General features: G+C 53.7%; 7 protein-coding genes. 3 read left to right on the top strand and 4 right to left on the bottom strand.

The genetic code is table 11. The features are described from left to right. Window positions 1–17: 17 nt before the first annotated feature. Complete coding sequence (apbE, locus tag O1723_RS06910) at window positions 18–1,037, bottom strand: FAD:protein FMN transferase ApbE (protein ID WP_416241521.1); 1,020 nt, start codon at window positions 1,035–1,037, stop codon at window positions 18–20. Window positions 1,038–1,188: 151 nt separating this feature from the next. Then, window positions 1,189–2,304 carry a porin OmpC gene (locus O1723_RS06905; RefSeq protein ID WP_014884606.1) on the bottom strand — a complete coding sequence of 372 codons (1,116 nt, stop codon included), beginning with the start codon at window positions 2,302–2,304 and terminating at the stop codon, window positions 1,189–1,191. Window positions 2,305–3,047: 743 nt separating this feature from the next. On the opposite strand from O1723_RS06905, the gene rcsD reads away from it, so the two are divergent. Continuing rightward, window positions 3,048–5,720 (top strand): phosphotransferase RcsD, encoded by a 2,673-nt coding sequence (gene rcsD, locus O1723_RS06900; protein WP_014884607.1) that lies wholly within the window; start codon window positions 3,048–3,050, stop codon window positions 5,718–5,720. Between the two features lie 16 nt (window positions 5,721–5,736). Next, window positions 5,737–6,387 (top strand): response regulator transcription factor RcsB, encoded by a 651-nt coding sequence (gene rcsB, locus O1723_RS06895; protein ID WP_003859405.1) that lies wholly within the window; start codon window positions 5,737–5,739, stop codon window positions 6,385–6,387. Between the two features lie 79 nt (window positions 6,388–6,466). Here the strand turns inward: rcsB and rcsC are convergent, their stop codons facing one another. Next, window positions 6,467–9,313 (bottom strand): two-component system sensor histidine kinase RcsC, encoded by a 2,847-nt coding sequence (gene rcsC, locus O1723_RS06890; protein WP_023330948.1) that lies wholly within the window; start codon window positions 9,311–9,313, stop codon window positions 6,467–6,469. Window positions 9,314–9,447: 134 nt separating this feature from the next. Beyond that, complete coding sequence (gene gyrA / locus O1723_RS06885; RefSeq protein ID WP_038421081.1) at window positions 9,448–12,084, bottom strand: DNA topoisomerase (ATP-hydrolyzing) subunit A; 2,637 nt, start codon at window positions 12,082–12,084, stop codon at window positions 9,448–9,450. 146 nt (window positions 12,085–12,230) lie between these two features. Between gyrA and ubiG the strand changes: the two genes are divergently transcribed. Beyond that, entirely contained in the window at window positions 12,231–12,959 is a 729-nt protein-coding gene (ubiG, locus tag O1723_RS06880) for a bifunctional 2-polyprenyl-6-hydroxyphenol methylase/3-demethylubiquinol 3-O-methyltransferase UbiG (RefSeq protein WP_014884609.1), read from the top strand. Window positions 12,960–13,118 lie beyond the last annotated feature (159 nt).

The following is a 13,118-nucleotide window of genomic DNA, read 5'->3' as shown; positions in this document are numbered from 1 at the left end:
ACCCGCAACCTTGCTTTTTAATTTTTGTCGCTCACCAGGAAACTCTTGAACTGCGGCGAGCTCCAGGTTTTAAACTCGTCGCCCTCTTTGGTGATCATATACACCGCCAGCCCTTCCTGACGAACCACCTCTTTCGCTTTTTCCGGGCCGAGGACCATTAAGCCGGTATCCCAGGCATCGGCTTCCAGCGCCGTCGGCGCAATCACCGTCACAGAGACCAGATTATGCGCGATCGGCCGCCCGGTCTGCGGATCAATAACATGCGAGATGCGCTTCCCGTCAAGCTCGTAATAGTTACGGTAACTCCCGGAGGTGCTGATGCCATGTCCGTTGATATCGACTATCGCCTGCACGGCATTTTGCCGATCGGTCGGTTTTTGAATCGCTACGCGCCACGGTTTATCGCTGGCGTTCATGCCCCGGCTGACTAACGCGCCGCCCACGGAGACCAGATAGCGCGAAATGCCTTCCTGCGTCATCAGCGCGGCAAGGTGATCCGCCGCGTAGCCTTCCCCTACCGTCGACAGATCGACAAACAGATCGGGGATATCTTTTTGCAGGTACTGTTGGCCGTACTGATTGATCACCGTCAGATGCTGCAGCCCTGTCCGGGCACGGGCATCATCAATAGCCGCCTGATCGGGCGTCGCCACCGGCTGTTTATTCGGGCCAAATCCCCAGAGGTTCACCAGCGGCCCGACGGTCACGTCCATCGCACCGTTGGTTTTATATCCCACGCGAATGGACTCGGTGACGATATCAGCCATCGCTTCACTCACCGGCCACAGAGACGTACTGGTGGAGAGGTTAAAGCGCATCAGCGCCGAGTCATTTTTGTAGGTCGACAGCAGCTGATCGTCGGCGTCCAGCTGAGCCTGGATTTTGCCGCGAAGCTCTTCCGTGCGCGTTTTATCGAGATTCATCACGCTGACGCGCCAGAAGGTGCCCATCGTTTTGCCTTCGAGCACCGTGGCAGCGGGTGCGTCGGTTTTCGCCACGGGGGCGGGATCGTTACATGCGGTCAGGAAAAAAAGCATAGCCAGAAAGCTGGCGCGTAAAAAAGTCATATCCATTCATTATTATCCTCATGCCAGGGCGGCAAGAGTACACCAAAACGGGTCAATTGTGAGATCCAAAAACACGCACAAAAAAGGGGCCATCAGGCCCCTGAGTCATACTACGACGCGATTAGAACTGGTAAACCAGACCCAGCGCGACGATATCATCAGTACCGATACCGGCCTGACGGGTGAACTCATTTTCATCAACCAGGTTGATTTTGTAATCCACGTAGGTAGACATGTTTTTGTTGAAGTAGTAAGTCGCACCCACATCAACATATTTCAGCAGATCCTGGTCGCCATACCCTTCGATGTCCTTACCTTTAGACTGCAGGTAAGCCACGGATGGACGCAGGCCGAAGTCGAACTGGTACTGAGCAACCACTTCGAAGTTCTGCGCTTTGTTAGCGAAACCGTAGATATCGCTGCTGCTCTGAGAGTTGCCGAAACGTGTTGCGTTATAAGTCTGAGAGTACTGCGCGGCCAGATAGATGTTGTTGGCATCGTATTTCAGGCCACCCGTATAGACTTCGGCATGATCGCCTTCGCCTTTCAGGGCTGGGTTAGCCGTGTTGTTCTGATCGGCGGTACGTTTGGAAGAAGACATTGCACCACCGATGCTGAAGCCTTCGCCCAGGTTATAGGTCAGGGACGCACCGTAACCGTCGCCGTTCTGTTTCAGGGTGCTACGACCGGTGTCGTTTTCACCGCTTACGCTACCGTTTTTACCCTGATACTGCAGAGCAAAGTTCAGGCCATCCACCAGACCAAAGAAGTCCTGGTTACGGTAGGTTGCCACGCCGTTAGCACGAGATTGCAGGAAGTTGTCTGCACCGTAGGTATCACCACCAAATTCTGGCAGCACGTCAGTCCAGGATGTTACGTCGTAGATCACACCGTAGTTACGACCGTAATCGAAAGAACCCGCTTCAGCGAATTTCAGACCAGCAAACGCCACACGGGTCCAGGCCTGGTTGTCGCTTTCTGTTGTGTTGCCCTGGATCTGGTATTCCCACTGGCCGTAACCGGTCAGCTGATCGTTAACCTGAGTTTCACCTTTGAAGCCAAGACGCATGTAGGTCTGGTCACCGTCAGCACTCTTGTCGTCAGAGAAATAGTGCAGACCATCAACTTTGCCGTACAGATCTAATTTGTTGCCATCTTTGTTATAAATTTCAGCCGCATTTGCTGCGCCTGCTACCAGCAGTGCTGGTACCAGGAGGGACAGTACTTTAACTTTCATTTTATTAACCCTCTGTTATATGCCTTATAATTGCCACTGCTTACTGGCTAACCCTCATTAACCAGTCGGCAATTTCATTCTCCGCAAAATTACAGAATAATCCAATGCGAATATGATACGAAAACTTTGAAGATGTTTCATTCATCTATCAACATGTTTCAGAATGTTAATATCAAGGAACTTTTACAAAGCACAAATAGCTTAGAAAATTAGCATTTATTATCAAAATTAATATTATTCCATTAAATTTCAATGATTTGGGATATAAATCGTTACAGCACTGAATGACAAAACAAGATCGCTCCTAATCTCTAAAATAGCTCTCGCTATCATCATTAACTTTATTTATTACCGTCATTCAGTTTTGAATGTCTGTTTATCCCTAATTGAGCCGAATGCATCGCATTCGGTTTTTTTTTACCCTTCTTTACGTAACTTTTCTTTTTATGTGCTACCAGCACGAAATTGTAAAGACTATTAACTAATCCCGTTACGATGGTCAACCAACGTGAAAAAATTCAGCAGAAACTTAATTTCTTGTTAATTCGTGCTATTTACTGGCGAGAAGTTTCTTTTATTTGTACACGCATCGTGAACTTGTACACTTTTAACGCACATCGCCTCTTCCTCAGTGTTCCCTGAAAAAGTCGCCTGTTCCAGGCCAGTGGCGCTGGAAATTCAGGTATTACCCTTTATACTGCCCTATCGCCACAGAGCACGACCATTACGGGTTAAAGATATCAATGAGTCAGACTGAAACTACCGCCCCGAGCAAATTCTCCCTTCTTCCCGGGAGCATCACCCGTTTCTTTCTTCTTTTGATCGTTGTGTTATTAGTCACCCTGGGCGTGATGGTGCAGAGCGCGGTAAACGCCTGGCTGAAGGACAAGAGCTACCAGGTGGTTGATATCACTCATGCCGTCCACAAGCGCATTGATACCTGGCGCTACGCCACCTGGCAGATTTACGACAATATTGCCGCAGCGCCTGCAAGCGCATCGGGGGATGGGCTTCAGGAGACCCGGCTTAAGCAGGATGTCTACTATCTCGAAAAACCGCAGCGTAAGACTGAGGCGCTTATCTTTGGCTCTCACGACAGCGCAACGCTTGAGATGACGCAGCGTATTTCAACCTATCTGGATACCCTCTGGGGTGCCGAGACGGTGCCGTGGTCGATGTACTATCTGAATGGTCAGGACAACAGCATGATCCTGATCTCGACGCTGCCATTGAAAGATCTCTCTTCTGGTTTTAAAGAGACGACCGTTGGCGGCATCGTCGATTCCCGCCGTGCAGAAATGCTGCAGCAGGCGAATGCCCTTGATGAGCGTGAAAGTTTCTCATCGCTGCGCCGCCTGGCCTGGCAAAATGGTCACTATTTTACCCTGCGTACCACGTTCAACCAGCCGGGACATCTGGCGACGGTCGTGGCGTTTGATTTGCCTATTAATGATTTGATCCCGCCGGATATGCCACTCGACAGCTTCCGTATGGAGCCAGACAGCAGTACCCAGAACATGCGCGCGGCGTCGGACAAAGAGGCCGCAGAGAGCGTCACCATCTCCTTTAACGGCTCGAAAATTGAAATTGCCTCGTCACTGAACTCAACCGGCATGCGCCTGGTGTGGCAGGTACCGTTTGGCACCCTGCTGCTCGATACCCTGCAAAATATTTTGCTGCCGTTGCTGCTGAATATCGGCCTGCTGGCGCTGGCCCTGTTTGGCTACAGCACCTTCCGCTTCCAGCCAGGACGTCAGAGCGACGCCTCTGCGGTCACCGCGGGCAACACGAATGAACTTCGCGTGTTACGCGCGCTCAATGAAGAGATTGTTTCCGTGCTGCCGCTGGGCGTATTAGTCCACGATCAGGAAGCGAACCGCACGGTGATGAGCAATAAAATTGCAGACCATCTGCTGCCGCATCTTAACCTGCAGAACATCACCACCATGGCGGATCAGCACCAGGGGGTTATTCAGGCCACCATCAATAATGAACTGTACGAGATCCGTCAGTTCCGCAGTCAGGTGGCCCCACGCACGCAAATCTTCATTATCCGCGACCAGGATCGCGAAGTGCTGGTGAATAAGAAACTCAAGCAGGCGCAAAGGCTGTATGAGAAGAACCAGCAGGGGCGCGCCGCCTTTATGCAGAATATTGGCGACGCCTTCAAACAGCCATTAAAAACGCTGGCAACCCAGGCGGCTGCGTTAAACACCTCTGAAAGCCACCAGCTTGCCTGCCAGGCCGACTCGCTGGTTCGTATGGTGGATGAGATCCAGTTAGCGAACATGCTGGAGAATGATTTCTGGAAAGGTACGCCTTCCCTCTTCTCCATTCAGGATCTGATCGATGAAGTGGTTCCGGAAGTCCTGCCGGTGATCAAGCGTAAAGGTCTGCAGCTGCTGATCAACAACCATTTACCGGCAAATGACGAACGCCATGGCGATCGCGAAGCGCTACGTCGCATTCTGCTGATGATTATTCAGTATGCCGTGACCACCACGCAGATCGGCAAGATCACCCTCGAAGTGAGCACCGACGAGTCGGCAGAAGATCGCCTGACGTTCCGCATTCTGGACACCGGGGAAGGCGTCACGACGAGTGAAATTGATAATCTGCACTTCCCGTTCCTGAATGACACACAAAGCGATCATTACGGTAAGGCTAACGCCCTGACCTTCTGGCTGTGCGATCAGCTGGCGCGTAAGCTCGGCGGCCACCTGAATATCAAAGCACGTGAATCGCTCGGCACCCGCTACTCTCTGCACGTGAAAATGGCCGTCAATCCGCAGGAAGAAGATGAAGAGCGCCTGCTGGATGACGTGGTGGCGATGGTGGATGTGACCTCAAACGAGATCCGCAACATCGTGGTGCGTCAGTTAGAAAACTGGGGCGCGGCCTGCATCACGCCGGATGAACGACTGGCAAGTCAAGAATTTGATCTGTTTTTAACGGATAATCCGTCTAATCTTACTGCCTCGGGCTTGCTTTTAAGCGATGATGAGTCAGGCGTGCGGAAAATCGGCCCTGGCCAGCTGCGCGTCAACTTTAATATAAGCAATGCGATGCAGGAAGCTGTACTACAACTAATAGAAGAGCAGCTGGCGCAGGATGAGATAACGGAATCCCCGTTAGGCGGCAATGAAAACGCCGAGCTTCACGCCAGCGGATACTATTCACTCTTTGTTGATACAGTACCAGATGATGTTAAGCGGTTGTATACTGAGTCCGCTGCGAATGATTTTGCAGCGCTGGCGCAGACAGCACACCGGCTTAAAGGGGTGTTTGCCATGCTTAATCTGGTTCCCGGCAAGCAGTTATGTGAAACGCTGGAACATCTAATTCGTGAGAAAGATGCCTCTGGCATTGAAAAATACATCAGCGACATTGACGACTACGTCAAAAGCTTGCTGTAGCAAGGTAGCCTTATACATGAACAATATGAACGTAATTATTGCCGATGACCATCCGATTGTACTGTTCGGTATTCGCAAATCGCTTGAACAGATCGAGTGGGTGAATGTAGTCGGTGAATTTGAAGACTCTACAGCACTGATCAATAACCTCCCAAAGCTTGATGCGCACGTGCTCATTACCGATCTCTCCATGCCTGGAGATAAGTACGGTGATGGGATTACGCTCATCAAATATATCAAACGTCACTTCCCGGACATCTCGATCATTGTTCTGACCATGAACAACAACCCGGCGATCCTGAGCGCCGTGCTGGATCTGGACATCGAAGGGATTGTGCTGAAACAAGGCGCACCGACCGATCTGCCAAAAGCGCTCGCTGCGCTGCAGAAAGGCAAGAAGTTCACGCCTGAGAGCGTCTCTCGTCTGCTGGAAAAAATCAGCGCGGGTGGCTACGGTGACAAACGTCTGTCACCGAAAGAGAGCGAAGTTCTGCGCCTGTTCGCTGAAGGTTTCCTGGTGACCGAGATTGCCAAGAAGCTGAACCGCAGTATTAAAACCATCAGCAGCCAGAAGAAATCCGCAATGATGAAGCTGGGTGTGGACAACGATATTGCCCTGCTGAACTATCTCTCCTCCGTGACGCTGAGCGCAACGGACAAGGATTGATCACCGCAGTAAATGCCGGGTGGTGTTCGCGCAAGCGAAGCGCCGCCGGGCAAATAAAAAAGGCCCGAAAGGGCCTTTTTTATATCCTCGTTTTCCTGACGCGTTCCGCATAGACCGACAAGGTCTGCTTCAGCACGTCCAGCGTGACCGGTTTCGACAGACAGCTGTCCATGCCTGACTCCAGGCATCGCTGTTTCTCTTCCGCCAGCGCGTTCGCCGTGACGCCCACCACCGGCAACGTCAGGCCAAGCTGGCGGATACGTTGCGTCAGACGGTAGCCGTCCATGTTAGGCATGTTGACGTCACTGAGAACGATATCAATATGATTTTTACTCAGCACATTCAGCGCGTCCACACCGTCATTGGCCGTTTTGCACTGGTAGCCAAGCGACCCGAGCTGGTCTGCCAGCAGTCGGCGGTTAATCGGATGGTCATCCACGACCAGAATCATCATATCGTCATTCACTGACGCCAGACCTTCCGGTGACGGCAATTCACCGGCTCCGTCGTTCTCTTCCAGCTGCACTTTGTAGATGCGTGCCAGCAGGCTCAACAGCTCATGCGGCGTGGCGACACTGTGCACCCACTCTCCCGGCGCACGTTCAACCGGTATGCCAATGTGGCGACGACAGAAGAGTACGGTTCCTCTCCCCTGCCACGCCTGTTCCGGCATCTCGTCGGCGATCAGCACGTCATCCGCGTCCGGCGTCTGGTCTTCATAGCGGCACACCCTCACGCCGCTATGGGTAAGCAGCGCCGTCAGGTAATCATTCAGCGAAGCGTTATTCACCGCCAGCCAGCAGCGCTTATCGCTCAGCCCGTCAACCGTCGCTTTTGCCGGATACTGCGCCGAATAGAGCGGAATACGGATGGTAAACTGGCTGCCCATGCCGGGCTCGGTATCCACCGAGATATCACCGTCCATCATGCTGACGAGCTTCTCACAAATCGCCAGCCCCAGACCGGTGCCCTGGAAGTTACGCTGCACGCCGGTGCCGACCTGGAAGAACGGGTCGAACAGGCGAACCACTTCTTTCGCCGGGATGCCCACCCCCGTGTCACGGACGCGAATGCTCAGATAATCCCCCGCTCGGCATACGTGTAACACGATACAGCCAATATCGGTGAATTTGATGGCGTTGCTGAGCAGGTTAGAGATGACCTGCTGCAGGCGCATCGGATCGCCGTGCAGCGTCAGCGGCACATCCGGTTCAATAAAGCAGTAGAGACCCAGCTGTTTACGCACCACCAGCGGCAGATAGTTGGCGCTGATGTGGTTCATCACCTCACGCGGCGAAAACTCCCGCGGTTCGATTTTCAACTGCTCAGACTCAATTTTAGAGAAATCGAGAATATCGCTGATGATTTTCAGCAGCAGACTGGAGGAGTTGTTCATCGCCGTCACCAGCCTGTCGACCCCTTTCGGCAGCTCTTTCGTCTGCAACAGGTCGAGGTTACCGATAATCCCGTACAGTGGCGTACGCAGCTCGTGGCTGACGGTGGCAAGGAACATAGATTTCGACTGGCTGGCCTGCTCCGCCGCCTGCGCCATCTCCTGCAATGACTCCTCCATCTTCACGCGTGCGGAGACATCCACCAGCACGCAAATCGCCACGTTTTCATTACGATAGCGGGAGTGAACAAAGCTGATCTGCAGGTTGGTATGGGTGCTGGTGAGCACGTCGACAAAGTTTACCTGCTGACCGCAGATGATTTGCGTCAGCCTTTGACGATCCTCATGCGTCAGCATGTTCAGATAGTTGTGCGCCAGCTCGTTACTCAGGATGTTGGTCCCGTCCTGAGTACGCAGAATACAGATCCCCACCGGTGCGGAGGCGACTATCTTACGGTTAAACTGCTCGTGCTCTTCCAGACGCTGGGCGTCGCTTTCGGCGGGAATAAAGATTCTTCGCTCATACATGCGCGCCAGCGTAAACAGCGCCCCTCCCACCAGCAGGTTGAGCAGAATTGCATTCATAATCAGAATGCGTATCCGCTCCAGTACCATATCGACCGGCAGCGAGTAGACGATACTCAGCGACGACGGTGGCAGGCTTTTTTTCAGCACCAGCTCACGAAAGCCGGAGGTGTAACCAAACCACGAGCGTTCCTGCATCCAGTGCGGATCGACGTTCAAACGGTTATCCGGCCCGGCAAGCGAGATCAGCTGATGTCCGTTTTCATCCAGAATGGTCACACCCATCGGCAGGCTGCCTGGGGTGAAGAAGTTTTCCATGCGGATGGTCTGCTCAATGCCCAGCAGCGCCTGCAGGCGGTTACCGAGGTAAACCGGCGTCAGCGCGTAGAAATAGCCCACGCCCATGCGCGGCCCCTGGCTAATCCAGAAGATGTTATTCCCGCGCTCGTCCTGCGGCGCATTGCGATATTTCACAATACGCTCATGCAGGCTTTTCAGCGCATCATCACGCTCGACGGGCACGTCGCGCAGGCCGAAGTCAGCCATGCAGAGATTTTCGCTGCCAATCAGGAAGACGCGATTGAGATCGTAGGCGGCGGAAAAATTGTCGCGCCAGTAGCGCATAAACCAGGCGAGGGATTCCAGCGACCCGCGCCAGGTGTTGCTCATGGTGGAGCAGTCGGAGTCCGGGAACAGCGGCTGGAAGTCCGGCACTTCGGTTTTGTCATTACGCCCGCGAAGCGCCAGGATGCCGTTTTCCGCCGTCAGTCGGTTTTCGGCAATATACTTCAGCTCCTTCATCACATCAGATGTTCGCTGAATGTAACGCTGGGCCTGATCGGAGCTTAAATTAAACTCCTGGCGGATCTCCGCTTCTTTCTTGTGCAGCGCGTTGACGATGTAGAACACCGACAGCAGGACCACCAGCAACCAAAGCAGGAGCGCCAGCGCCCGGAACAGATAGCGAGAAACTTTCAGCGTGGTACGAAAGGAGACGAGGTATTTCAAAGGGGCGAGGCTCCGCCGTCGGGGTCAAAAGAATGTGGTTAAGGTAGCGGTAAACGCGGCTTGCCGCAACGTTCACTTGTCTGCTTACGTAAAAGAAAAGGGCCGGAATCCGGCCCTTTTTGCGTCAGGAGACATTACTCGTCAGCGTCATCCGCTGCATCATCGTCGGTGTCCGCTTCCGGCGCGATTTCATCGTCACCTTCCGCAACGCTACCGTCGATGGAATCGAGCTCTTCGTCATCCACCGGCTCAGCCACGCGCTGCAGACCCACCACGTTTTCATCTTCCGCAGTACGGATGAGGATAACGCCCTGGGTGTTACGACCCACCACGCTGATCTCAGATACGCGTGTACGCACCAGCGTACCGGCATCGGTGATCATCATGATCTGGTCGGCATCATCGACCTGTACCGCACCCACAACGGAACCGTTGCGCTCGGTAACCTTAATAGAGATAACGCCCTGCGTGCCACGTGATTTGGTCGGGTATTCGCTTTCCGCGGTACGTTTACCGTAACCGTTCTGGGTAACGGTCAGGATTGCACCTTCGCCGCGAGGAACGATCAGGGAAACAACGGAATCTTCACCCGCCAGTTTGATACCGCGTACACCGGTCGCTGTACGACCCATTGCGCGCACGGCGTTCTCTTTGAAGCGCACCACTTTACCGGCCGCAGAGAACAGCATGACTTCATCAGAACCGGAGGTCAGATCCACACCGATCAGCTCGTCGCCTTCATTCAGGTTCACCGCGATGATCCCGGCGGAACGTGGACGGCTGAACTCGGTCAGCGCGGTTTTCTTCACGGTACCGCTGGCGGTCGCCATAAAGACGCTCACGCCCTCTTCGTACTCGCGTACCGGCAGAATGGCGGTGATACGTTCGTTCGCTTCCAGCGGCAGCAGGTTGACGATTGGACGACCACGCGCGCCACGGCTCGCTTCAGGCAGCTGATAGACTTTCATCCAGTACAGACGGCCACGGCTGGAGAAGCAGAGGATCGTGTCGTGGGTGTTGGCCACCAGCAGACGGTCAATAAAGTCTTCTTCTTTAATACGTGCCGCAGACTTGCCCTTGCCGCCACGACGCTGTGCTTCATAGTCGGTCAACGGCTGATACTTCACATAGCCCTGGTGAGACAGGGTGACCACCACATCTTCGCGGTTGATCAGATCTTCAATGTTGATATCAGAGCTGTTCGCGGTGATTTCGGTGCGGCGCTCGTCGCCAAACTGGTCGCGGACCAGCTCCAGCTCTTCGCGGATCACTTCCATCAGGCGCTCTGCGCTGCCCAGAATGTGCAGCAGCTCAGCAATTTGCTCCAGCAGCTCTTTGTATTCGTCGAGCAGTTTTTCATGCTCAAGGCCGGTCAGTTTCTGCAGACGCAGATCCAGAATCGCCTGGGCCTGCTGTTCAGTCAGGTAGTACTGACCGTCACGTACGCCGAACTCAGGTTCCAGCCACTCAGGACGCGCCGCGTCATCACCCGCACGCTCCAGCATCGCCGCCACGTTACCCAGATCCCACGGACGGGATACCAGTCCGGCTTTTGCTTCTGCCGGGGTTGGCGCGCGACGGATCAGTTCAATGATCGGGTCGATGTTGGCCAGCGCAACCGCCAGCGCTTCAAGGATGTGCGCACGGTCGCGCGCTTTGCGCAGTTCAAAGATGGTACGGCGGGTCACCACTTCGCGGCGGTGACGCACGAACGCGCTCAGGATCTCTTTCAGGTTCATGATCTTCGGCTGACCATGGTGCAGTGCCACCATGTTGATACCGAAGGAGACCTGAAGCTGAGTCTGGGAGTACAGATTGTTCAGTACAACCTCACCCACCGCGTCGCGTTTGATCTCAATCACGATGCGCATACCGTCTTTGTCAGACTCGTCACGCAGCGCGCTGATGCCTTCAACACGTTTTTCTTTTACCAGCTCGGCGATTTTTTCAATCAGACGGGCTTTGTTCACCTGATACGGGATCTCGTGAACAATAATGGTTTCACGGCCGGTTTTAGCGTCCGCTTCCACTTCGGCGCGTGCACGGATGTAAATCTTGCCGCGACCGGTGCGGTACGCTTCTTCAATACCGCGACGACCGTTGATGATCGCCGCCGTCGGGAAGTCCGGGCCCGGGATGTGCTCCATCAGCCCTTCAATGCTGATGTCTTCATCTTCGATATAGGCCAGGCAGCCGTTGATCACTTCCGTGATGTTGTGCGGCGGAATGTTAGTTGCCATACCCACGGCGATACCGGACGAGCCGTTCACCAGCAGGTTAGGGATTTTCGTCGGCATGACGTCAGGGATTTTTTCCGTGCCGTCGTAGTTATCAACGAAATCAACCGTCTCTTTTTCCAGGTCGGCCATCAGCTCATGGGCAATCTTCGCCAGACGGATTTCCGTATAACGCATTGCCGCGGCGGAGTCGCCGTCGATAGAACCAAAGTTACCCTGACCATCTACCAGCATGTAACGCAGCGAGAATGGCTGCGCCATACGGACGATAGTGTCGTACACCGCGGAATCACCATGGGGATGGTATTTACCGATTACGTCACCAACGACACGGGCAGATTTTTTGTAGGCTTTATTCCAGTCATTGCCCAATACGTTCATGGCGTATAGTACGCGACGGTGTACCGGCTTCAGGCCATCGCGGACGTCCGGCAGCGCACGGCCAACAATGACCGACATCGCATAGTCCAGATAGGAGCTCTTCAGCTCTTCCTCGATGTTAACCGGTGTAATTTCTCTCGCAAGGTCGCTCATCTAACCGCTATCCCTCTACTGTATCCCGGATTCAAAGGTCGCAAATTATAACACAGCCGCGGTGATTGAGGTAAACCTATACGCTTTATTCATGGGGATTGCCTGATATACTCCTTTGTCTTGCTAAATAAGGAGTAAAAGCGCCCATGAATGCCGAAAAATCCCCGGTGGCTCACAACGTTGACCACGAAGAGATTGCCAAATTTGAAGCGGTGGCGTCCCGCTGGTGGGATCTCGAAGGTGAGTTCAAACCGCTGCATCGCATTAACCCGCTGCGTCTGGGCTATATCGCGGAGCGTTCCGGCGGCCTGTTCGGTAAGAAGGTGCTTGATGTCGGCTGCGGCGGCGGCATCCTGGCGGAGAGCATGGCGCGCGAAGGCGCGACGGTCACCGGTCTGGATATGGGCTTTGAACCCTTGCAGGTGGCCCGTCTCCATGCGCTGGAGTCAGGGATCCAGGTTGAATACGTGCAGGAAACCGTGGAAGAACACGCGGCAAAACATGCCCACCAGTATGATGTGGTGACCTGCATGGAGATGCTGGAACACGTTCCCGATCCGCAATCCGTGGTGAACGCCTGCGCAAAACTGGTGAAACCGGGCGGTCAGGTCTTCTTCTCAACCATCAACCGTAACGGTAAAGCCTGGCTGATGGCCGTCGTCGGCGCGGAATATGTGCTGCGCATGGTGCCAAAAGGCACGCACGACGTGAAGAAATTCATTAAGCCTGCTGAATTACTGAGCTGGGTTGATCGGACGTGGCTTAAAGAGCAGCACATTACCGGCCTGCACTACAATCCATTGACCGATAAATTCAAACTCGCCCCGGGCGTGGATGTTAACTATATGTTGCATACAACCGCCAAAAACGACTAACGTCATTCGTTATTCTTATAAAGATTGCGCGACATCATGTTGCGCAATTCTGCCCTCCCGTTGAAGAAATCAGCACTCGATCAAATTTTGAATTTTTTTTCTTAATTATTGACATGTCGTCCAGGCCTTACGGTACGAGGACTTAGCCTTTTTTACCCT

The sequence above is a fragment of the Enterobacter cloacae complex sp. HYC080_NIDB genome, assembly GCF_056673325.1.
Note: the sequence above shows the minus strand (reverse complement) of the source record. Positions and strands in the feature narration are given on the sequence as shown.